The sequence below is a fragment of the Mycetocola sp. genome, assembly GCF_025464835.1.
Lineage (GTDB): Bacteria > Actinomycetota > Actinomycetes > Actinomycetales > Microbacteriaceae > Mycetocola_A.
Genome location: NZ_JAODMP010000085.1, coordinates 1 through 22720, shown reverse-complemented (window position 1 = coordinate 22720; position 22720 = coordinate 1). Strand labels below are relative to the sequence as shown.

The following is a 22720-nucleotide window of genomic DNA, read 5'->3' as shown; positions in this document are numbered from 1 at the left end:
CGCCGTGATCCTCGCCCACGATCTCGGCACGACGGGAAACAAGGCCTCCCTGCACACGGATGACGGCCGCCTGCTGAGCGCCGTCACCGTCGGCTACCCGGCACACTTCGCCGACGGCGGTGTCGCCGAGCAAAACGCTGAGGACTGGTGGAGCGCGGTCGTCCAGGCGACGCGGGAGTTGATCGCCCGCTCCGAGGTCGACCCGGGCCAGGTGACCGGTCTGGCCATCAGCGGCCAGATGATGGGGGCTGTGCTGCTCGACGCCGAGTACCGACCGGTTCGACCGGCGATCATCTGGGCCGATACCCGCTCGGGTGCGCAGACCACAGCCCTCGAATCCGTCATCGGGCGGGACCGTGCCTACTCACTGCTGGGGCACCGGCTCAATCCCACTTACTCCCTCGAGAAGGTTATGTGGGTGCGTGATCACGAACCGGATATCTTCGCGCGGGTCCGGCATTTCTGTGTGGCCAAGGATTTCGTGATTCACAGGCTCACGGGGCGACTCGCAACCGACCGGTCGGATGCCTCCGCCACGAACGCCTACGACCAGGCGCTCGGCTCATGGTCGCCCGAGATGCTCTCCGCCGCACGCCTCGACCACTCCCTCTTTCCCGAGATCCTCGACTCCACGGCCGTCGTCGGCGACCTGACGGCGGACGCGGCGAGTGCGACGGGTCTTCGCGCGGGAACCCGGGTTGTGATGGGCGGGGGCGACGGCCCGATAGCCGCCGTCGGCGCCGGTATCGTAGCTCCAGACGACGGGGCATACGTTTCGCTTGGCACCTCCTCGTGGATCTCTTTCGCCAGCGACACCCCGGTGTATGACCCGCTCATGCGCACCATGACCTTCGACAACGTCGTCCCAGGTAGCTACGTGCCAACGGCGACGATGCAGGCCGGCGGTGCCGCCCTCGCCTGGGTGTCGGAACTGCTCGACCCTCACCCCTCCAGCGCTACGCTCTCCGCCCTGGTGGCTGACGCGTCCACCGCCGGAGCCTCTACAAGCGGCCTCTACTTCCTGCCCTATCTTCTCGGCGAACGCTCTCCCCACTGGAACCCGGATGCTTCCGGCGCATTCCTCGGCATCGGCCGGCACCACGGACGCGCGGCGATGACACGGGCCGTGCTTGAGGGCGTGGCATTCAACCTGCTCACCTGCATCCACGCTTTCCGCGAATCCGGTGCGGTGGTGGACCGGATCGATGCGATCGGTGGCGGGGCAGCCAGCGACGTGTGGCTACAGATCCTCGCCGATGTGTGGGGGGTTCCTGTGCGCCGCCGCAGCATCGTCGAAGAGGCGAACAGTCTCGGGGCCGCGGTCACCGCCGCTGTCGGCCTGGGCCTCGTCGACGACTTCAGCGCCGCCCGCGGGCTGTCGGAGGTCACTGCCGAGTTCACGCCTGACGGGTCCCGTCACACCGACTACCTGGCCAGGCATCAGGTCTTCCTCGACGGTTACGCCAGCCTCGAGACATGGAACTCCGGCAGGTTCCCCGGCTGATGGCCCACATCCTCGCCACCAGCCGTTCCTTCTCCTCCGGGTCCCGGGACCTTCTCGGCGAGCTCGCCGCGGAAGGTCACCAGGTGACACGTGGGTCGTCCACGCATCATCTCGACGAGCTCGGGCCGCAGTTGGCGCACATCGACGCGTGGATCGCTGGCACCGGCCCGATCACCGCAGCCCATCTCGACGCGGCACCTCGACTTAAGGTGGTCGCCCGCTACGGCGTCGGGATCGACGCCGTCGACCGTGCCGCGGCCGCCGAACGCGGCATCCTGGTGACCAACACTCCCGGGGCAAACAGTGGCGCCGTTGCCGACCATGCGGTCGGCCTCATGCTCGCCGTCCTGCGCGGCACTACCGAGGGCGACCGCCGGGTTCGAATGGGCAACTGGTCGGTGCTCCGTGGCCGCGAACTCGGCTCTCTCACCATCGGCATCGTCGGGTTCGGCAGAATCGGCCAGGGCGTCGCCCGGCGGCTCTCCGGATTCGGCTCCCGCATCGTCGCGCATGATCCATGGCTCGGTGACGACGCGATCCGCGCGGCCGACGCCCAGCCGCTCGATGTCGCCGAGATGCCCGCACGTTGCGATCTGGTGTCGCTTCACGCACCGGGCGGGGCGGTGATCGTCGATTCCGGTTGGCTGGCATCCGCACGCCGAGGCCTCGTTCTCGTGAACACCGCCAGGCCCGACCTGATCGACGAAGGGCCTCTCGCCGCCGCCCTTCGGGACGGACGCCTGGCGGGTTTCGCCGCCGACACCCTGGCCGGAGACACCGCAGGGCTGACGTCGCCGCTCTTGGCCGACGATCTCGCCGACCGGGTGGTGATCACACCCCACTTCGGCGCCCAGACCGTCGAGGCGGTCGACGCCATGGGGTCGATGGCCGTGTCGAATGTACTTGCCGTGCTCGCCGGCGCCACTCCCCCGTTCCCCGTCCCGTTGGAAGGCTGACCCATGTCGCTCGATACCCTCAAAACCACTCGCGTCCTTGCGGTGCTGCGCGCGCCAACGTCCGAAAGCGCCCTGCGGGCTGCCGACGCCCTCGTCGACGGAGGAGTCACCGGGCTCGAGATCACCTACTCGACCCCCGATGCACCCGCCGTGATCCGGGCGCTCGACGAGAAGTACGGCGACCGGATCTACCTCGGAGCTGGCACAGTCACCACCCAAGAGCAGGCGGAACAAGCGGCGGATGCCGGTGCTCGGTTTCTCGTCAGCCCCGGCACACGCGAGAGACTCACGGCCGCCATGAAGGCGACCGGGCTCACGGTGATGACCGGCGCGCTGACACCGAGCGAGGTGATGGCGGCCGTGGAGTACGGCAGCGACGTTGTCAAGATTTTCCCGGCATCTCTGGGAGGACCGGGCTACCTCAAGGCGCTTCGCGGCCCCTTCCCCGACGTGCCGCTGATGCCGACCGGCGGCGTGAGCCCCGAGAACATCGGTGACTGGATCGCAGCGGGCGCGGTCGCTGTGGGTGCGGGCAGCGACCTCGTATCGTCGGCGGCCCTGGCATCCGGGGACTGGGCGGCGATCACGCGTCGCGCAGAAACGTTCTCCGCGTCGGGGGTGGGCGCATGACCCACATGGGATTCGTCGGGGTGAGCACAGCCGAATCCTCGATCATGCGGATCTTCCCCCGCTGGGCGGAGATCCTGAACCTGCCCACACGCACCCTGATCGGACATGACCTCCCGCTCGACGCGACCGTCGAGAATTACCGCACGCTCGTCGAGCAGATCCGGGACGATCCCCACCACCTCGGTGCACTGGTCACAACGCACAAGATGGCCTTGTTCGAAGCCGCACACGACCTTTTCGACGAGCTCGACACGTTCAGCACGCTCTGCGGGGAGATCTCCAGCATCTCGAAACGGGACGGTGCCCTGCTCGGTCATGCGAAAGACCCGATCACTGCCGGGCTGGCGTTGAGCGAGTTCCTCCCTGCGAATCACTTCGATTCGACCGGGGCGCACGCGCTGATCATGGGCGCCGGAGGCGCAGGGACCGCGCTGAGCTGGCATCTCAGCGAGCGGGACGACCGCCCGGACTCGATCACCGTGACAGACACCAGCACGTTCAGACTCGAGCATCTCCGCGATGTCCATGCTCGTCGCGGCACCCCACCTGAGGCAATCCGCTATCTGCTGGCATCCGACCAGGATGCGACGAGGGCGCTGCTCACTGCGCTCCCTGCGTCAAGCCTGGTGGTGAACGCGTCGGGGCTCGGTAAGGACCGGCCAGGGTCGCCGCTCCCGGACTCTGCTGTGTTCCCCCACAACGCGTACGTGTGGGAATTCAATTATCGCGGCAGCCTCGAGTTCCTCGCACAGGCCAGGCGGCAGGAGGGATCCGCCGAGCTCGTCATCGTCGATGGTTGGCGGTACTTCATCCACGGCTGGACGCAGGTGATCGCGGAGGTGTTTTCGCTGGAAATGAACGAGCAGCTGGTGAAGCGACTGGCCGACGCTGCCCTGAACGACCGATGATCACGCCGTTCATTCGCACGGTGCTCGGCGACGTCGCCGCGGGCGAGATCGGCCGGGTGAACTACCACGAGCACCTCTTCCAGGTCTCACCGCTGTTGCCGGGCGATGAGCTGACCGACGAGGCGGCGTCGCGCGCTGAGGCGGCGGCGCTGCGAGCGAGCGGTTTCGACGCCATGGTCGACGCCACACCGGTCGGGCTCGGCCGCGACCCCCGAGCGGTCGCCCGGATCAGCGCCGCGACCTCGCTGAAAGTCGTGGCGACGACCGGCGCCCACCGCGACGCCCACTACGCCGACGACCACTGGTTGCGAAACCTCGACGAGACAGCGCTCACGGCTCTCTTTCTCGCCGATCTGACAACGGGGATGCCGCCCAACGACGACGGTCCGCCCGGCGCCAGGAGCACGGTGCGCGCTGGCGTGCTCAAGGCGGGGATCGATTACTGGCAGATCTCGGCCTTCGAGCAGCGAGCGCTGTCCGGCGTGGCCGCGGCCCACGTCGAGACCGGCGCCCCCGTCATGGTGCATCTCGAGTTCGGGACAGCTGCCCATGAGGTTCTCGACGTGCTGGAGGCATTCGGTGTGCGACCCTCCCGGGTGGTTCTTGCGCACGCCGACCGCAACCCCGACCCGGGGCTCCACCTCGACCTGGCCGCGCGTGGCGCTGTGCTGGGCTACGACGGGATGGCTCGACCGCGCAGCCGCACCGACGCCGAGTTGCTCGACCTCACCGCCGACGTCGTGGCAGCGGGAGCAACCGTCGTCCTCGGCGGCGATGTGGCACGGAGAAGCCGGTACGAGTCCTACGGCGGAATGCCGGGTCTCGCCTACCTCGGGCGTCGGTATCTCCCCCGGCTGGCGGAGCGGATCGGGCACGAGGCGCTCTCCGACATCCTCACGTCGAATGCGCACCGCTGGCTGGCGTGGGACGTGCGCTGAGGCATCCGATCAGGCGGGGATGAGCCCCTGTGCTTCAAGCTCTGCCCACAATCCGCCTGGGATGGGCGCCGCCATCCGCTCGACGTTCTGGCGCATCTCAACTGGGTCGGCCGAGCCGACGACGACCGTTCGAACGACGTCGTCGCGCAAGCTGTACTGGAGCGCCGCAGCGGGCAGTTCAACGCCGTGGTCCGCGCAGATGGCAGCGAGTCGGTGCGCCTTCGCCTGAATGGTGGACGGGACCGGACCGTATTCGTAATGCGCTCCTTCGCGCGGCTCGCTCGTGGCGAGTATCCCGGAGTTGAACACGCCGACGTTGACGATGCCGACGCCTCGAGTGCGGCACAGGTCTGACAGCCCTATCCGGGCGGACGAGTCGAGCAACGTATAACGGTTCGAAACCATGGCGAGATCGATATCGCTTGCCGCCACCGCCGAACGCAGGATGCCGAGATCACTCGTTCCAACCCCGACCGCGGCGACGAGGCCCTCGTCGCGCAAGCCAACCAGCGCGTCCAGGGCGCTGGGGATGTCGCCGGGAACCCCATACTGTTCCGGGTCGTGCAGGTAGAGGATGTCGACGCGGTCCAGTCCGAGCCGGTCGAGCGAGTCCTCGAGGCTCTTCCGGATGCCGTCCGCTGAGTAATCCCATACCCGCCGCGCCGTCGCCGGCACCAGAAACCACGTGTCATCGGGCTGGTGGGCACGCTCCGGAGTGGGTTCGAGCAGCCGCCCCACCTTCGTACTGATCACGAACTCGTCGCGGGGCTTGCCTTTGAGGAATCTCCCGATCCTCCGCTCCGAGAGGCCCAGTCCGTAGTGCGGCGACGTGTCGAAGTAGCGGATGCCGAGATCCCACACGGTCTCCAGGGTCGCCGTCGCCTGAGCGTTGTCAACCGCACGGAACAGGTTGCCGAGCGACGCTCCACCGAATGACAGCGGTCCGAATCCAAGCTGGCTCCTGGCTGGCGGCATGGCGGTATTCCTCCGGGTGCGACTCGGCCCCTCCCCCCGGGAAGGAGGAAGGGGCCGAGTACTGAGTCACGCGATCTTACTTGTAGAGAACCGCGGCGATCTCCTCGTCATCCATGTTGTCCTTGTCGTACCAGAAGTAGCCGGTGTCGATGACTTCCTCCGGAGTTTCACCGTTGATGATGTCGTATGCGGCCTGCACGACCTCTTCGCCGATGCCGATCGGGTTCTGGGTGATGGCGCCGGCCATCAGCCCGTTCTCGATGGCGTCGATCTGAGCCTGACCGGAGTCGAAGCCGACGACGGTCAGTTCGCCGGACTCGAGGCCCAGCTCGCCGACAGCGTTGACGACGCCGATCGCGGAGCCTTCGTTGGTGCCGTAGATGCCCTTGAGGTTCGGGTGGGCCTGGATCATGGCTTTCGCGATGTCAGCCGACTTGAGGTGGTCGCCGTCACCATACTGGATGTCGACGATTTCGATGTCGGGGTATTCCGCTTCCATTTGATCGACGAAACCGTCGCGACGCTCCACGCCGGTCGAGTTGATCTGGCTGTGGCCGACGATGGCCACCTCGCCTTCTCCGCCGATGAGCTCGGCCATGTGGTCGGCGGCGAGGGCACCTGCACCCAGGCTGTCGGTCTTGGCGATGCTCTGGCCGTATTCGCTGGAGCAGCCCGCGTCGAACTCGACGACCGGGATGCCGGCGCTTTCAGCTGCGTCGTAGAGCGGGATGCACGCCTCGGGGTCCAGGGCGGCGAAGCCGATGGCATCCGGCTTCTTGTCGATGGCTGCCTGCAGCATCTGCAGCTGGCCGTCGATCTCCGTCTCGGCCGCAGGACCATCGAAGGTCACTGACACGCCGAGCTCTTCTGCCCGCTGTTCAGCGCCCTGCTTGACCGCCTGCCAGAACTGGTGCTGGAAGCCTTTTGAAACGAGTGCGATCTGGATGTCGCCCTCGCCGGACCCGGAGCTCTCGGCCGTTCCTCCGCCGCCGCCGTTCGAACAGCCGGCGAGGCTCAGGGCCACCGCGGCCGCAGCCGCGAGTGCGGCGACTTTCTTACCTGTTTTCATCGAATAACTCCATTGTTCGTTCGGGCCAGCCAGCGGCTGACTCGGCCATGGTATTTCGTTTGAGTGACCGGGAGTGGCGATAGTACACGTAGATACAAGATCGTTATATCCCACAGGATCACGCCGATGCAATCGATTTCACGATTGCGCGGGAAAGGCAGCCCGGCCTCTCGGTTCTGCCAGCCCTTCCCGGTTCGTGGGGGCTTAGGTGGCCGATCGCCGCTGGCGGAGGGTGTCGGTGAAGACGGCGATCAGGATGACGATTCCGACGACCACGTTCTGCCATTCGGTTTGGATGGACATGATCCGCAGGCCGTTGATCAGCACGCTCATGATGAGCGCACCGATGACCGTACCCATGATCGAGCCACGTCCGCCGAGGAGCGAGGTGCCACCGATGATGACGGCGGCGATGGCCTGGAGTTCATAGCCGACACCGATCTGCGGCTGGGCCGAGTCGAGTCGGGCGGCGATCACGACACCGGCGAAACCGGTGAAGAGTCCCGCCACCGTATAGACGACGATCAGCCACTTGCGGGTGTTGACGCCCGACAGGCGGGTCGCCTCCTCATTGCTGCCGATCGCGAAGGTGTAGCGGCCGAACAGGGTCTTGCTCAGCAGCAGGTAGGCGACGATGGCGAGGAGGAACAGGATGAGGACCGCGTTGGGCAGCCCGGGGATGATGGTCCCCAGTGAGATGTTCTTGAACCCCTCTACTCCGGAGAAATAGATGGGACGGACCCCGGAGATCACCAGGGCGAGACCCTGAGCGATGAGCATCATCGCCAGGGTCGCGATGAATGGGGGCAGCTTGAGGATGGCGATGTTCACCCCGTTGATGAACCCCATCAGCGCACCCGTCGCGAGTCCGCCGAGCACACCGACGATCAGTGGCAGTTGCATGTTGACGAGGAAGATACCCGTCATCACCGCAGCCAGTGTCATGCCGGTACCGATCGACAGGTCGATGCCACCGGTGATGATGACGAACGTCGTGCCGAGCGCCAGGATTCCGATCACGGCCGTCGCGAGCAGGATGCTCGAAATGTTCGACCAGCTGAAGAAGTTGCTGCTGGCGATCGAGAAGAAGATCACGAGAACGATGAGGGTGCCGAACGCCAGCGACTGCTGGAGCTTGGCGCGGAGGAAGGTCACTGCTGTCCCCGACTTCGCAGGAGCGGTCTCGCCGACCTTCGGCGCTTTTTCGATGACAGGAGATGCGTTCATTTCCCTTTACTCTTTCTCGTCGTCGATGTTGGTCGCATAGTCCATGATTTTCGCCTGGCTCGCGTCTTCATTGTTGAGGATCCCGGTGATGCGCCCGCCGGCCATCACAACGATCCGGTGCGACAGCCGCAACACCTCGGGAAGCTCTGAGGAAATCATGATGATCGATTTGCCCTGGGCGACGAGATCGTTGAGCAGCCGGTAGATCTCCTCCTTGGCGCCCACGTCGATTCCGCGCGTGGGTTCGTCGAAGATGAGAATGTCGCAGTCCCGCGCCAGCCACTTGGCGATGACGACTTTCTGCTGGTTGCCTCCGGAGAGGTTCTTGGTGATCTGGTGGATCGACGGGGTTTTGATCCGCAACGACTCGACGTAGCCCCGGGATTTCTGCTTGCCTTTGCCGGTACGCATGAAACCGAGCGGCCCGGTGTAGTCGTTGAGCGAGGCAAGCAGGATGTTGGTGTTGACGTCTCGCTCGAGCAGGAGCCCCAGCGCTTTACGGTCCTCCGAGAGATAGCCGATTCCGTGCGCGACGGCATCCGACGGCTGGTGGATCTTCACTTCCTTGCCCTGCACGTGGATGACCGCGCCCTCTGAGGGGTCCGCGCCGATGATCGCGCGTGCGACTTCGGTACGCCCAGCGCCCATCAGGCCAGCGAACCCGAGGATTTCGCCGCGCCTGAGTTCGAAGCTGATGTCCTTGAGCAGGTGCCGGGTGCCGAGGTTCTCCACCTTCAGGACGACGTCGTCATGAGCGTGCTGACGAGCCTCAGGGCGGGCACCTTCCTCGATGTGACGGCCGACCATCATCTCGATGACAGTGGGGATGTCGATCTCGCCCTTGTCCAGGCTCCCGATGTAATGCCCGTCCCGGAGCACGGTGACCCGGTCGGCGATTCGACGCAGCTCCTCCATGCGGTGCGAGATATAGATGATCCCGGTGCCGTGCTCCTTGAGGCCCTCGATCAGGCGGAAGAGTGTTTCGGTCTCGGACTCGGTCAGCGCCGAGGTCGGCTCGTCCATGATGAGCACTTTGGCGTCGAACGACAACGCCTTCGCTATCTCGACCATCTGCTGGTGTGCCACGCTGAGCTCACCGACGAGCCTGCGAGGATTCAGGTGGATGCCGAGTCGGTTGAGCAGGTCAGCGGCCTGACGATTGAGACGTCGTTCATTGACGAATCCCATGGTGCGTGGCTCTCGCCCGATATAGATGTTCTGGGCGACGGTCAAATGAGGCATCAGGTTCATCTCCTGGTGGATGATGCTGATGCCGACCTGCTGCGCCGCGCGAGGGCTGTCGATGACGACCTCTTCGCCCTCGAGGACGATGCTGCCGGCATCCTTCGCGTAGATACCGGACAGGATCTTCATCAGGCTCGACTTGCCTGCACCGTTCTCGCCGACCAGGGTGAGCACCTCACCACGGTTCAGCTCGAACTGGACGTCCTGAAGGGCCTGGACACCAGGGAAGCTTTTGCTGATTCCGCTGACCTTCAACAGTTGGGTCGGCACTCGTTCACCTACTTCGTCGGAGGGTGGAACCGGGGCTCTCGGTTCCCAGAAGGATTCTGCCACGGAAAGCCCAGAGATCCGACCAATTCTAAAAATCGATCCGGTCGGGTTTTCAGTTGTACCCCAATGTATCTAATTCTCGGCCATCCGAATAGGGTGGGATTTCACCGCGGGCCCGAATCGGTTGGCCTCGTCTTCTGAAAGGACACGATCGTGCTCATAGGCGCACACGCTCTCGTCTTCTCCGGCTCATTCGAGCAGGCCGGATTGACAAAGGCCATCGAAAAGACCAAGCAGGCCGGGTTCGATCTCATTGAAATTCCGCTGATGGACCCCTATCACTTTGATCGGATGCTTGCGGCCCGCCTCCTCAAGGACAACGACCTCGCTGTAAGCGCTTCCCTGGGCCTGAGCGCGGGCACCGATCTGACGAGTGATGACCCATCGGTCGTCGCCGCCGGGGAACGCCTGCTTGAGGAATGCATCGACATCGTCCACGCCATGGGCGGCAGCAATCTGTGCGGTGTGATCTACAGCGCGATGAAGAAATACATGGCCCCCGCCACTCTGGCCGGTCGGGCATCCAGCGCCCAGGCTCTGTCTCGTCTCGCCTCCCGAGCCGAGGATCTCGGCATCCGCCTGTCACTGGAGGTCGTGAACCGTTACGAGACGAACGTGATGAACACCGGCAGGCAGGCGCTCGAGTTCCTGGACCAGGTCGGTCACACCAACGTCTCGGTGCACCTCGACACGTACCACATGAACATCGAGGAATCCGACCAGTACACCCCCGTGCTCGATGTGGGCGACCGGCTCGGCTACGTGCACATCGGCGAGAGCCATCGCGGCTATCTGGGGTCCGGCACCGTCGACTTCGGCTCGTTCTTCCGCGGCTTGGCGCGGAACGGATACGACGGCCCTGTCGTTTTCGAGTCGTTCTCGTCAGCCGTGGTCAACGAGGACCTGAGCCGGATGCTCGGTATCTGGCGGAACCTCTGGGACGACTCCGATGACCTCGCCGCGCACGCGAACCAGTTCATCCGCGGGCAGCTTCGGGCAGTGGAGTCGATCGGCCTGCACTAGAGTCCGTCGGCGACCGCCGCCGTCACCCGCAGCCACGCCTCACGGGTCTGCGGTGCGAGCACCTCGACGTTGAGCGGCCCTCCGCTCTGGAAGCCCTGGTCGTACGGAACCTCGAGCACCACCCGGGTGAGCGCGGAGAAGTGCGTGTGCAGGCGCTGAGTGAGCTCCGGCTGCACCGCGTCACCCGGCGCAGACAGGATGGTCACCGCCTGGCTGACCTTGTCCTGGTGGCCCTTCTGGCGGAGGCCGTCGAGCAGCCATGCCGCACTGGCTGCGGTCTCCTCATTGACGGTGGTGACCACGACAAGCTGGTCGGCCGCTTCGACCGCGGCCTCCCAGTTCGAGGCACGCATGTTGTTCCCGGTGTCGATGACGAGCAGACGGTAGAACCGGCTGAGCGTCGAGTGGAGGCTGTCGAACGCCTTTGCGTCGATCGTCGAAGACGCCGCGGCATCCTCGTCGGAGGCGAGGACATCGAACTGGGCGTCGCCCTGGCCCCTGACGTAGTTGTCGAGGTGCCCCACACGGGCCGACCTCACGTCGGCGAACAGGTGGACGTCGCGGAGCAGATCCACGGCGGTGTTCGAATGCCGAGACGGCTGTGCCCGCCAGCCGAGGGTTCCGCGCGTCTCGTTGTTGTCCCAGGCGAGCGTGGAGCCGCCCCGGTGGATCCCGAAGGTCGCAGCGAGCAGAAGCGTCGCGGTGGTCTTGTGCGCGCCGCCCTTCGGGTTGAGCACCACGATGGTGCGTGGCCCCTTGAGACCTCGCTGAACACGGTGGATGGCGTCCCGGTGTGACTGTTCGGCTTTGCCCGGTCGTGGCGAAAGAACGCCGCCCGTCATGCGGCGCACGAAACCCTGCCAGCCCTGCTTCGCCGGCCCCTCTGGCGCCGACGGTCGCGACTGGAGGAAGTCGTCGAGTGTCGGGACGGCCTCAGAGGCTCCCTCCGCCGACAGCGAGTGGATGCCCGCCCGGGAGGGCGCAAGCGCCGGCTCGGCGACATGGGTCGGCAGGTCGGCAGCGGCTGGGCGGGCGGAGCCGACCGCGCTGGATGCCGGACCCGTCTCAGGCATCAGCGGAGGATCGCTCACGACAGGGTCGGGCACCAGCGCGGTGGTAGCACCGTTGGCCGGCAGCACTTCGGGCTCGCCCATGACGGAATCGTCCGTGGCATCAGTCCGGCCGGCATCGTCGCCGTGCGCGCGGAACGTCGACCGTCGGGTCCGCGCGGGCTCGAAGTGTTTGCCGGACCCAGGTGTGGGATCCGGGCCCAATTCGGTGAAGCCGATCAGGTCGCCCAGACCGAACGGCGGGGGCGGCGCGAGGGCGGATTCCGGCTGGGCGATGACAGCCTCGTCCGCACGGATGGGCCCTTCAGATTCCACGTCACCGTTGGGGTGCACGATGAGGGCGTAGACGCCGTCGAGATCTGTCGTCGCCACCCGGACCGGGCGGCCCCGGGAACCGGCTTCCTCGGCGACACGGGCGATGACCGCCGCGCGAGCGCTTGCGACATCTACCGTCTGCATCTCGAACCGTTCGCCGTCGACCGCGACCTCACCGGTACCATTGGATCGGACGATCGCTGTGATCTGTGGTTCATTCGGCACGTTCGACACGTCAGGTCACCGTTTCTTTCTGCGGCCATGAGACGCCCTTTCGGCGTCAAAGCGACCGGTTTCCGACTACCAGTATTGCGTGACCCGCAACCGGGGGCGCAATCGACAGCGGTTTTCAGGCCGAGGGATGACCAACGAGTCCCTTGCGTACGATGACACAGCCGTACTTGCGCGTTTCTCCCGTACGGATGATGACGTAGGCATCCTCCGCGTCGTCGTAGAAGCCGAAACGGTCCACGAATTGAGCCTCGTCCTCGGTCACACCCGCAGCGGACAGCAGCTCTCGCTGCACGTCGAGCACGGTCCCGTCAGCGGAAGTCATGAGATCGACCGCCGGGCTGTCATCGAGGGGCAGCACGCTGCGCACGGCCGCGAGCACCTCGGGCGACGTGGTTCCCGGCAGGGTGATCAGCCTCTCGGCAAGACGGGATGCCGGGAAGTGTGCGTCGACGATGATCACGGTGTCTGAATGACCCATCTCGTCCAGGTGCATCAGCAGTTCGCCGGTGAGGAGGGGGTGGATTCCCTGCAACATGTGGCCGTTCCTCTCATTGTGGTGGTGTTATCGGATGCCGTACACCCGGCTCGCGGTGCTGCCGAGGATCGCGTTCTGCTCGGATTGGCTGAGCTCGGCGAGGAGTGATCTCATCACGTGCCAGTTCGGCTGGTATCCGCCGTGGGGGATTGTCATCGGCCAGTCACCGCCGTACATCAACCGGTCAGCGCCGAATGCGGCGAGCGCGGCGTCGAACGTCTGACGCAGCGCATCGACGGTGAACGGGGCATCCGGACTGTGGAGGGCGGAAAGCTTGCCGATCGTGTTCGGTTGCGCGGCGAACCGGGCCAGGCTCGAACGCCAGGCCGGGAAATCGTCGCGTCCGCGGGGCGGTTTGGCGAGGTGGTCCAGCACGACGGTCAGCTCCGGCAGATCGGCGGCGACCCTGGAGGCACGGTCGAGGTGGCGGGGCCACGCATCGTGGACGTCGAAGACCAGTCCCCGGCGCGCAACCTCGGCGAGTGACGCGCGCACCTCCGGAAGATCCAGGAACTCGTCCCTCGGGTCGTCGTTGAGCAGGTGCCGGATTCCGCGGAATTTTGGGTGTTGCGACCACACGTCGAGGTCGCGATGGGCGGCATCCGTGGAATCCAGCTGCACCCAGCCGACGACGCCGAGCACCCAGTCGTGGGTATCGGCGTTGTCGAGCATGAACCGCGTATCGACGAGCGAGTCCTCGGCCTGGACCAGGATGGCTCCGTCCATGCCGGCGCGACGCAGTTCCGGCCCCGCCTGCTCGGCTGACCAGTCCGCGAAGAGCGGGCCGAATTGCGGCCCCAGCCAGCTGTACTCCGAGACCGAGAGGTCCCAGAGGTGCAGGTGCGCGTCAATGCGGCGGAGAGTGGTCATGCCGGGATCAGGTCCTTTTCGACCAGTGCGTCCCAGAGTTCTGCCGGGATCGGCTGCACCATCCGCGCGGCGTTCTGCTTCAACTGCCCGGGTTTGCTGCCGCCGACCACGATCGAGCGGACCGTGTCATCGCGCAACGTGTACTGAAGTGCGGCGGCCGGCAGCGGAACCTGGAATTCCCGGCACACCCGAGCGATCGCCTGGACGCGTTCCAGAACCGGTGCGGGTACCCCGCCGTACTCGTAGCGGGCGTCCTCGCCCGGGTCGTCCGTCGCGAGCAGGCCGGAGTTGAAGACCGAGGCGTTGACGATCCCGACGCCATTCGCGCGGCAGGCGGGAACGACGTCGGCGAGCGCCGGCTGCTCGGCGAGGGTGTAACGCCCGGCGACCATGAGCAGGTCGAGAGCCCCGGTGTTCGCCGAGGCGAGAAGGGCGTCGGTGTCCATCGATCCGACTCCGACGGCGCGAGTCATGCCCTGGTCACGGAAATGCGCAAGCGCCGGAATTGCCGTGTCCAGGCCCTCCTGCAAGCTGTGGCGCTCCGGGTCGTGCAGGTAGAGAATGTCGAACCGGTCAAGGCCAGTGCGCTCGAGAGACTCCTCCACACTCGAACGGATGCCGTCGGCAGAGAAGTCCCAGACTCGCCGGTGGTCGGCGGGCACGGCGAAGTCATGCTCCAGGTCGAGTTCCGCCGCACCCTCCGGGTGCGGCTCGAGCAGGCGGCCGACCTTCGTCGAAACGACGAACTGGTCACGCGGCTTCGTCGCGAGGAACGCCCCGAGTCGCCGTTCCGAGAGTCCGAGACCGTAGTGCGGGGCGGTATCGAAGTATCGGATGCCGGCATCCCACGCCGCCTGCAGGATCTCCCACGCGGTGTCATCGTCGAGTGCACGGAACAGGTTGCCGACGTTCGCGGCGCCGTAGCCGAGCCGAGGAAGGTGGAGTTCGCTCATGCGCCGAAAGCGTACCCTGCCCGACTCGCTGCGTACATCTCCATGCCGTTGCCCGGCGCGGTTGGGGCAGAATAGCGGCCGTTCCGCATGTCGACGGGGGTGACGAAGTGCTCGTGCAGGTGGTCGACGAATTCGATGACCCGGCCGTCCTGCGAGCCCGAGACCGCGACGAAGTCGAACATGGACAGGTGCTGCACCGCTTCACACAGACCGACGCCGCCGGCGTGTGGGCATACGGGGACACCGAACTTCGCAGCGAGCAGAAGGATGGCGACGTTTTCGTTGACTCCGGCGACGCGGCTCGCATCGATCTGGAGGACCTGGAGTGCGTCGGCCTGGAGGAACTGCTTGAACATGATCCGGTTCGCCATGTGCTCTCCCGTCGCAACCGGAATGGGAGCGACGCCGCGCGCGATGGCGGCGTGGGCGAGCAGGTCATCGGGGCTGGTCGGCTCCTCGATCCAGGCGACGTCGAATTCGGCAAGGCGCGACATCCATTCGATCGCTTCATCGACGCCCCAACGCTGGTTGGCGTCGGTTCCGATCCGGATGTCGGGCCCGACTGCTTCACGAGCGAGCCGCATCCGCCGGATGTCGTCGTCGACGTTGCCGCCGACCTTGAGCTTGATCATGCCGTAGCCCTCCGCGACCGCCTCCTTCGCAAGGCGTACCAGCTTCTCGTCGCTGTAGCCCAGCCAGCCTGGAGTGGTCGTGTAAGCCGGATAACCGGAGGCGAGCAATTCGGCTTCACGCTCGAGGCGGCCGGACTCCGAGGCACGGAGGATGCCGATGGCCTCTTCAGGGGTGAGGGCATCGGTGAGATAGCGGAAGTCGACGAGCTCGACGATCTCTTCGGGGCTCATCCTGCCGAGCAGCTGCCAGAGCGGTAGCCCCGCGCGCTTGGCCTTCAGATCCCACAGGGCGTTGACGACCGCACCGATCGCCATGTGCATGACACCCTTCTCAGGGCCCAGCCAGCGTAACTGTGAGTCCCAGACGAACTCGCGCCACGTGGCGCCCATGTTCGCGAGCAGGTCCTCGGCGTTCCGGCCGATGATGTGACCGGCAAGCGCCTGGATCGCAGCGACCTGCACGTCGTTTCCCCGCCCGATGGTGAACACGAACCCATGACCCTCGTGCCCGTCGTCCGCGTCGGTGAGCACCCTCACGTACGCCGCTGAGTAGTCCGGGTCGAGGTTCATGGCGTCGGATCCGTCGAGCTGCGTCGATGTCGGGAAGCGGATGTCGCTGGTCTCCAGCGCGCGGACGATGCTCACGGATGATCTCCTTCTTGGGCCCCCTCACCCTAAACATCCGATGTATAGAATGTCAATGTCAGACCGCGTCGCCGATTCTTCGCGGCCGAGCCGGAGACGGCGGCACGACAGTTCAGATGTTCCGGCCAGGCGCGGATGCCCCGCACCGTGAGGCATATGACAGAGAGGTCCACATGAGACTCGCACGATTGGGCCCGATCGGTTTCGAAACACCCGTGGTCGGTGTCGACGGAACGTGGCACGACATCTCCTCCATCACCGCTGACATCGACGGCGACTTCCTCTCCTCCTCTGGGGTGGAGAGGGTGCGTACCGCCCTCAATGCCGGGTCGCTCTCGACTCTGCCCGGCGCGGACGAACTGCGGATCGGCGCTCCGATCGCCCGTCCGAGCGCTGTGATCTGCATCGGCATGAACTACGCCGCGCACGCCGCGGAGTCGGGCTCGGCGCCGCCGGAGATCCCGATCATGTTCCTGAAGACCCCGAACACCGTTGTCGGACCGAACGATCCGGTCGAGATCCCCCGCGGGAGCACGAAGACCGACTGGGAGGTCGAGCTCGGCATCGTCATCGGCAAGCGGGCTTCTTACCTCGACTCCCCGGACGAGGCGCGCGAGCACATCGCGGGTTTCGTGACGGCGAACGATGTGTCGGAGCGAACCTTCCAGCTCGAAGCCTCTGGGGGCCAGTGGTCAAAAGGCAAGTGCGCGCCCGGCTTCAACCCGACCGGGCCCTGGCTGGTCACACCAGACGAGGTCGACCACGGCAACCTGCAGCTGAGAAGCTTCGTGAACGGTGAACCCCGGCAGGACTCGACGACGGCAGACCTGATCTTCAGTGTCGAGCACGTCGTCTGGCACCTCAGCCAGTACCTGGCTCTCGAGCCGGGCGACCTCATCCTGACCGGCACCCCTGAGGGTGTGGCGCTGTCCGGCCGGTTCCCGTATCTCACCGACGGCGACGTCGTCGAGATCGAGATCGAGGGCCTCGGCCGGCAGCGTCAGGTGTTCACGGCGCACCAGCCCCGCTGACCCCAGCCCACCTCGTCGCGTATCGACGGCCCTCGACTCGGCCGCAGCGGCTTCGCTCAGCTCGAGAGACCACCCACGACAAAGGAGCACCTCATGCCAGAGTTCGACAACCTCGTAGCCGTCGTCACCGGCGGCGCTTCGGGGATCGGCGCCGCGATCGCCGCCCGGCTCTCCGAAGCCGGCGCACAGGTCGCTGTGCTCGACCTGGATCCCGCCGGCGCCGACCCCGCCCACCTCGCGCTGCAGGCGAACGTCGCGGACCGCGGGTCAGTCGAAGCGGCCATCGCCGCGGTCGCGGCGAGATTCGGCCGGATCGACATTGTCATCAACAACGCCGGCATCGGGGCCCAGGGAACCGTCGCCGACAACGACGACGACGAGTGGGCCCGGGTGTTGAGCATCAATGTGACCGGCATCGCCAGGGTATCCGCTGCGGCGCTGCCCTGGTTGCGGAAGTCTCGGTCGGCCGCGATCGTCAACACGTCGTCGATCGCGGCGACGGCGGGCCTGCCCTCCCGCGCGCTGTACAGTGCCTCGAAGGGTGCGGTGCTCTCCCTCACCCGTGCGATGGCGGCCGATCACCTGCGCGAGGGCATCCGCGTCAATGCCGTGAACCCGGGAACTGCCGACACGCCGTGGATTGGTCGGCTCCTGTCGAGCGCCGCCGATCCGGAGGCAGAGCGCGCCGCGCTCAACGCCAGGCAACCGCACGGTCGCATGGTTGCCGCGTCAGAGGTCGCGGATGCTGTCGCCTACCTCGCGAGCCCGCGTTCCGGGTCGACGACGGGCACGTCGATCGCGGTCGACGGCGGAATGCAGGAACTGCGCCTCCGTCCCGAGTGACGACGAGAGCGAGACGGCGAACCAGTTCAGCCGATGCGGCGGCCTTCGTTGTGCTCGTTGAGCACCCAGGTCGCGCCCTCGTCTTCGGAGACGAAGCTTTCCCAGGTGTACGAGGTGTCGGTTATCTTCGAGAAGTTCCACCGGATCAGGAGCCCGTCGTTGCGTGTGCCGTCCTGCCGGATGCCGTCCCGCTTGTGTGCGGTCGCCACGAGGTGGGCGTACTCCCCGCGCTCCGGTTCGAAGTAGCTGACCCGCCAGGCACCCATGTCGCGGTCGTAGACGCGCACCGCTGTGGCGATTGCGTCGTACCCGCCGTCCTCTCGGGGGTGCAGGGCGACATCCTGAACGGCCTTGCCGTCGAGGATGAACGACATCACCCAGAGGAAGTCGGTTTCGTGCCAGTGCCCCGTCTTCTCGTCGAGGCGCTTTGAGTGCACCTGCCAGCGACCGACCATCCGGCCGAACCGGGACATCCGGTTGGGGTACTGCGATGTGGCGGCACCCGAGATGAGGGCTTCGGCGAAGGGGAGGTCGGCGGCGTCACTCATGGCGGGGCCTTTCTGCTAACTGCCGAGGCTTCCGACGTCGACGACGCCGATGTCTGTGCGGTGGAAGTTCTGGAACGAGCGAGATGCCGTCGGGCCGCGTTGCCCCTGGTACCTCGAGCTGTATTCCGCCGAACCGTATGGCTTCTCGGCAGCCGAACTGAGCTGGAAGAAGCAGAGCTGACCGATCTTCATACCGGGCCAGAGCTTGATGGGAAGTGTGGCGACGTTGCTGAGTTCGAGGGTGACGTGTCCGCTGAAGCCGGGGTCGATGAAGCCGGCGGTGGAGTGGGTGAGCAGGCCGAGGCGGCCGAGCGAGCTTTTGCCCTCGAGCCGGGCAGCGACGTCGTCGGGCAGGGTGATCTGTTCGTAGGTCGACCCAAGTACGAATTCGCCCGGGTGCAGGATGAATGCTTCATTCGGCTTCGCCTCGATCAGGCGGGTCAGATCGGGCTGGTCTTCGGCCGGGTCGATGTACGGGTACTTGTGGTTGTCGAACAACCGGAAGTACCGGTCGAGGCGCACGTCGACGCTCGAGGGCTGGACCATCTCGGGGTGGGACGGTTCAAGACCGATGCGCCCGGATGCCAGCTCAGATTTGATGTCGCGGTCGGAGAGAAGCACGAGGTCAGTTTATAAGGGCGAGGCTTGATAGTATTGCGGCGACGCCACCGGGCGTCACGTGCGGATGTAGTTCAATGGCAGAACTTCAGCTTCCCAAGCTGATAGCGCGGGTTCGATTCCCGTCATCCGCTCTCTTGTCTCATCCGGCTCGGCAACCGCAGGCGAGAACATCCGTGTCAACTCGGTCGCCCCGGGTGTCATCGACACCCCAATGCTGGGCGGCGCACTCGAGCAGGCGGGCATCGACCGCGACAGCTACCCTCCTCCACACCTCGCGGTAGCGGCCGCCCGTCGATTGCGGCTGAACTCCCACGGCTGAACGGAAACCCCCGCCCGACGACGGCCGGGGGTTTCGCGTGTGTCGGCACCCGTCCCTGAGGTTCCCCCGGCCGCGATACCGTTGCAGAACATGAAGCATCGGCGCAACGATGTCGACGAGGCAGAAGGATCTCATGGCCACGATCTACCAAGTCGCCGCCCTGGCAGGCGTGTCTCCGGCAACGGTCTCACGCGTTTTCAACGGCCGTCCGGTCTCCGACGAGAAGTCGAAGCTCGTGCGTGAGGCCGCCTCCACCCTGGCCTTCACCCCGAACCGCACCGCTCGGTCACTGCGCAAGCAGAGTTCGGAGGTTCTCGCACTGATCATCCCCGACATCGAGAATCCCTTCTTCACCGCCATGGCTCGCGGCGTCGAGGACCGCGCGCAGGCCGCCGGGTTCTCGGTTGTGCTGTGTAACACCGACGACGACCCGGGCAAGGAAGCGACCTACCTCCAGATCGCCCTCTCGGAGAACATGGCCGGCGTCATTCTCGTCCCGGCATCCGACCAGAGCGATCTGTCGAGCATCATCGCGTCGGGTCGCCCCGTGGTCACGGTTGACCGCACGACCGCGTTCGATGTTGACCACGTGATGATCGAGAACGAACCTGCGGGAGCATCGGTCACGACAGCGCTGTTCGACGCGGGCTTCGAACGTGTTGCCTGCATCGCCGGGCCCGAAACGGTTGTCACCGCCACCGACCGTGCACGGGGCTGGCGTCACGTCGTCGAGGCACGCGGCGGCTACGACTCTGAGCTCCTGCTCAAGATCGCCAACTACCGGGTCGACGGCGGCCGGGCGGCGATGGCGGAGCTGCTCGCCGAAGCGGAGACGCCGGATGCCGTCGTGGTCACGAACAACCTCATGGGCGTCGGCGCGCTCCAGGTGCTCAACGAGCACGGGCTCACTCCACCGGCATTCGGCGTTGGAGTGATCGGCGACCTTCCATTCACGACGCTGTCACCCGGGCTGATCTCCCTCGTGCATCTGCCCACCCGCGACCTTGGCACCACAGCCGTGAAAATGCTGGTCTCCCGCATCGCGGGCAACCGGGAGCCCGCGCGCACCGTGCTGCTGCCCGGCGAGCTGGCCGTGGCATCCGTTCACACCTGACCGGGCTGCTCGACCCGTCGAATCGCCACGACAGGTCGTCCGGTCGATCGAGTTGCCTGAAAGCGTCGTTCGTGGCGCCGGTGGACAGCAGTCCGGGGCAACTCGCCACCACCGGCGCACCCCGGCGGCTTGATTGTGAAATCGATTTCTGCGACCCTGAAAACACCCTGTCAACCAAGGAGCCAACGATGTCGACCTACAGCCTCCCCACGCCTTCTCCCGAGGCGACCGCTGAGCCGAAAACCGCCTATCTGATCTCGAGCGGAGACCTCCGCGAATCGGCCAACACCGCCGGGTGGCCGGTACAGGAGGCGATGGAGCGGGACCTGGAAAGGGCCTTCGCCGGAATCGGCTGGACGATCAAACGCGGCAACCCGATCGACCCCGATCTGGGCCATGGCTTCATCCGCAGCCAGCGGATGGGACTGGACGTCTTCAGGGACATTCCGCCGACCGCACCGCTGATCGTCGCCGAAGCCGTTTGGCAGTACAGCCACCATGTGCTCGCCGGGCTCCGCACCCACCGGGGACCGATCCTCACCGTTGCGAACTTCGCCCCCGACTGGCCGGGTCTCGTCGGCCTCCTCGGCCTCAACGCCGGTCTGACCAAGATGGGAACCGACTACTCCACGATCTGGAGCGTGGACTTCACAGACGACTGGTTCCGCGACGGCATCCGGAGTTGGACCGAGACCGGCACCATCGAACACGACGAATCCCACGTGCGACCGCTCCCCAAACTGCCGGACTCCCCGGAGAAGGAACTCGGTGTCGCGCTCGCTCGACAGCTGCAGACCGAGAAGGCCATCATCGGCGTCTTCGACGAGGGCTGTATGGGCATGTACAACGCGATCTTCGACGACGAACTGCTCAACACACTCGGCATCTACAAGGAGCGTCTCTCGCAGAGCGCCCTCTACGCCGAGATGCTCACCGTCAGTGACGAGGATGCCGCCGCCGTCGGCGAGTGGCTGACCAACGCCGGGATGACGTTCCGGCTCGGCACGGATGACGCCACTGAGCTGACCGAAGAACAGCTGACCTGGCAGTACAAGATGTACATCGCCGCGCTGCGGATCAGCGACGATTTCGGACTGGACGCCGTCGGCATCCAGTACCAGCAGGGGCTCAAGGATCTCGTGCCGGCGAGCGACCTGGCCGAGGGGCTGCTCAACTCGACCGAGCGCCCGCCGGTGACCAGCCGTGACGGCTCGCGGGTGCTGCACGAGGGCAAGGCGTTCCCCCACTTCAACGAAGCCGACGAGGGAGTCGCCGTCGACGCGCTCATCACCGACCGGGTCTGGCGGGCGATGGGACTGGTCCCTGACAACACGCTGCACGATGTGCGGTGGGGTGAACAGTTCGACGGAGATTTCGTCTGGGTGTACGAGATCTCCGGCTCGGTGCCCGCTTCACACCTCGGCGGGTACCAGAACGCCGAAGGCTGGCGGCAGAGCCCCGTGTTCTTCCCTGCAGGGGGCAGCACGATCAACGGCGTTTCCAAGCCGGGTGAGATCGTTTGGTCGCGCGTCTACATCGCCGACGGCGTGCTCAATCTCGACATCGGCCGCGCGAGCGTCGTCGAACTGCCAGCCGAAGAGACCGAGCGCCGCAAGCAGGCCACGAACCCCGAGTGGCCGATCGCCCACGTCGTGCTCCGCGGGGTGACGCGCGACCAGTACATGGCCCGCCACAAGGCCAACCACGCCCAGGTCGTCTACGCGCCGGACGCCGACACCGCTGACAAGGCACTGATCGCGAAAGCTGCACTGTTCGCGGAGCTCGGAGTGCGCGTGCACCTGGTCGGGGACGTCACGGTGTAAGGGAGTTGTTCGGCCGCCCCGCTCTCTCAGGTGCGAACGATGGCGCCGCCCCGCTTGCGGGAAACCGCATCCACCGTCGCCGCGAGGATCAGCACGCCACCGGTGACCGCGAAGTTCACGCCCGCCGGCAGGTTCAACAGCCCAAGCCCGTTCGTGATCACCGCGATCACGAGCGCGCCAACGGCCGCGTGGAGGAGGCGACCGCGGCCGCCGAAAAGACTGACGCCGCCGACGACGGCCGCCGCAACGCCACTCAAAACGAGGTCGCGACCCGCAGCGGCATCCACGGACCCCACCTTGCTGATGGAGAAGAGCCCCGCGACCACCGAGAGCGAGGAGCAGATGATAAAGGCGGTCCACCG

Annotated in this window: 21 protein-coding genes, 1 tRNA gene and 1 pseudogene; 11 read left to right on the top strand and 12 right to left on the bottom strand. The window is 65.9% G+C overall.

The genetic code is table 11. The features are described from left to right. Positions 1–4 precede the first annotated feature (4 nt). The 5 genes from xylB to JWP90_RS10475 are packed head-to-tail and all read left to right on the top strand — an operon-like array spanning position 5 to position 4936. On the top strand, positions 5–1504 hold the full coding sequence (gene xylB, locus JWP90_RS10495) for a xylulokinase (RefSeq protein ID WP_297363574.1): 1500 nt from the start codon (positions 5–7) through the stop codon (positions 1502–1504). Continuing rightward, entirely contained in the window at positions 1477–2460 is a 984-nt protein-coding gene (locus JWP90_RS10490) for an NAD(P)-dependent oxidoreductase (RefSeq protein ID WP_297363571.1), read from the top strand. Before xylB ends, JWP90_RS10490 begins: the two co-directional genes overlap by 28 nt. 3 nt (positions 2461–2463) lie before the next feature. After that, positions 2464–3090, top strand: coding sequence for a bifunctional 4-hydroxy-2-oxoglutarate aldolase/2-dehydro-3-deoxy-phosphogluconate aldolase (locus tag JWP90_RS10485; RefSeq protein ID WP_297363568.1), 627 nt, complete (start codon positions 2464–2466; stop codon positions 3088–3090). Continuing rightward, complete coding sequence (locus JWP90_RS10480; protein WP_297363565.1) at positions 3087–3998, top strand: shikimate dehydrogenase; 912 nt, start codon at positions 3087–3089, stop codon at positions 3996–3998. The genes JWP90_RS10485 and JWP90_RS10480 overlap by 4 nt, the downstream gene beginning before the upstream one ends. Beyond that, positions 3995–4936 carry an aryldialkylphosphatase gene (locus JWP90_RS10475; RefSeq protein WP_297363562.1) on the top strand — a complete coding sequence of 314 codons (942 nt, stop codon included), beginning with the start codon at positions 3995–3997 and terminating at the stop codon, positions 4934–4936. The genes JWP90_RS10480 and JWP90_RS10475 overlap by 4 nt, the downstream gene beginning before the upstream one ends. Positions 4937–4945: 9 nt before the next feature. Here the strand turns inward: JWP90_RS10475 and JWP90_RS10470 are convergent, their stop codons facing one another. The 4 genes from JWP90_RS10470 to JWP90_RS10455 form a co-directional block, all read right to left on the bottom strand. After that, positions 4946–5911, bottom strand: a complete 966-nt coding sequence (locus JWP90_RS10470; protein WP_297363560.1) for an aldo/keto reductase — start codon at positions 5909–5911, stop codon at positions 4946–4948. Positions 5912–5987: 76 nt separating this feature from the next. Then, positions 5988–6980 carry an ABC transporter substrate-binding protein gene (locus JWP90_RS10465; RefSeq protein WP_297363557.1) on the bottom strand — a complete coding sequence of 331 codons (993 nt, stop codon included), beginning with the start codon at positions 6978–6980 and terminating at the stop codon, positions 5988–5990. A 204-nt stretch (positions 6981–7184) separates the two neighbouring features. Next, entirely contained in the window at positions 7185–8207 is a 1023-nt protein-coding gene (locus JWP90_RS10460; RefSeq protein WP_297363554.1) for an ABC transporter permease, read from the bottom strand. Positions 8208–8213: 6 nt separating this feature from the next. Further along, on the bottom strand, positions 8214–9722 hold the full coding sequence (locus JWP90_RS10455) for a sugar ABC transporter ATP-binding protein (protein ID WP_297363551.1): 1509 nt from the start codon (positions 9720–9722) through the stop codon (positions 8214–8216). 213 nt (positions 9723–9935) lie between these two features. Here JWP90_RS10455 and JWP90_RS10450 point away from each other — a divergent pair, with 213 nt between their 5' ends. Further along, a complete protein-coding gene (locus JWP90_RS10450) occupies positions 9936–10805 on the top strand; it encodes a sugar phosphate isomerase/epimerase (protein ID WP_297363548.1) in 870 nt (289 codons plus the stop codon). Here the strand turns inward: JWP90_RS10450 and JWP90_RS10445 are convergent. The 5 genes from JWP90_RS10445 to JWP90_RS10425 all read right to left on the bottom strand — a co-directional run bounded on the left by JWP90_RS10445 (position 10802) and on the right by JWP90_RS10425 (position 16059). Next, positions 10802–12424, bottom strand: coding sequence for a chromosome partitioning protein (locus JWP90_RS10445; protein WP_297363545.1), 1623 nt, complete (start codon positions 12422–12424; stop codon positions 10802–10804). The genes JWP90_RS10450 and JWP90_RS10445 overlap by 4 nt on opposite strands. A 115-nt stretch (positions 12425–12539) precedes the next feature. Further along, entirely contained in the window at positions 12540–12959 is a 420-nt protein-coding gene (locus JWP90_RS10440) for an RbsD/FucU domain-containing protein (protein WP_297363542.1), read from the bottom strand. Positions 12960–12986: 27 nt separating this feature from the next. Next, complete coding sequence (locus tag JWP90_RS10435; protein ID WP_297363539.1) at positions 12987–13829, bottom strand: amidohydrolase; 843 nt, start codon at positions 13827–13829, stop codon at positions 12987–12989. Continuing rightward, a complete protein-coding gene (locus tag JWP90_RS10430) occupies positions 13826–14782 on the bottom strand; it encodes an aldo/keto reductase (RefSeq protein ID WP_297363536.1) in 957 nt (318 codons plus the stop codon). Before JWP90_RS10430 ends, JWP90_RS10435 begins: the two co-directional genes overlap by 4 nt. Then, positions 14779–16059, bottom strand: coding sequence for an L-fuconate dehydratase (locus JWP90_RS10425; RefSeq protein WP_297363534.1), 1281 nt, complete (start codon positions 16057–16059; stop codon positions 14779–14781). Before JWP90_RS10425 ends, JWP90_RS10430 begins: the two co-directional genes overlap by 4 nt. A gap of 173 nt (positions 16060–16232) precedes the next feature. On the opposite strand from JWP90_RS10425, the gene JWP90_RS10420 reads away from it, so the two are divergent. Next, positions 16233–17090, top strand: a complete 858-nt coding sequence (locus JWP90_RS10420) for a fumarylacetoacetate hydrolase family protein (protein WP_297363531.1) — start codon at positions 16233–16235, stop codon at positions 17088–17090. A gap of 93 nt (positions 17091–17183) precedes the next feature. Beyond that, positions 17184–17933 carry an SDR family oxidoreductase gene (locus JWP90_RS10415; protein ID WP_297363528.1) on the top strand — a complete coding sequence of 250 codons (750 nt, stop codon included), beginning with the start codon at positions 17184–17186 and terminating at the stop codon, positions 17931–17933. Positions 17934–17959: 26 nt separating this feature from the next. Here JWP90_RS10415 and JWP90_RS10410 read toward each other — a convergent pair whose 3' ends face one another. Together JWP90_RS10410 and dcd are read right to left on the bottom strand one after the other, a co-directional pair. Further along, a complete protein-coding gene (locus tag JWP90_RS10410) occupies positions 17960–18481 on the bottom strand; it encodes a hypothetical protein (protein WP_297363525.1) in 522 nt (173 codons plus the stop codon). Between the two features lie 15 nt (positions 18482–18496). Further along, positions 18497–19102, bottom strand: coding sequence for a dCTP deaminase (gene dcd, locus JWP90_RS10405; RefSeq protein ID WP_297363522.1), 606 nt, complete (start codon positions 19100–19102; stop codon positions 18497–18499). Positions 19103–19162: 60 nt separating this feature from the next. Here dcd and JWP90_RS10400 point away from each other — a divergent pair. From JWP90_RS10400 to JWP90_RS10390, 3 genes are all read left to right on the top strand, one after another. Further along, positions 19163–19233, top strand: a tRNA-Gly gene (locus JWP90_RS10400). A 321-nt stretch (positions 19234–19554) separates the two neighbouring features. Next, complete coding sequence (locus tag JWP90_RS10395) at positions 19555–20535, top strand: LacI family DNA-binding transcriptional regulator (protein WP_297363519.1); 981 nt, start codon at positions 19555–19557, stop codon at positions 20533–20535. A gap of 188 nt (positions 20536–20723) precedes the next feature. Continuing rightward, complete coding sequence (locus JWP90_RS10390) at positions 20724–22358, top strand: fucose isomerase (protein WP_297363517.1); 1635 nt, start codon at positions 20724–20726, stop codon at positions 22356–22358. Between the two features lie 26 nt (positions 22359–22384). On the opposite strand, the pseudogene JWP90_RS10385 reads toward JWP90_RS10390, so the two are convergent. Further along, positions 22385–22720, bottom strand: a pseudogene (locus JWP90_RS10385) (ABC transporter permease); the annotation flags it as partial.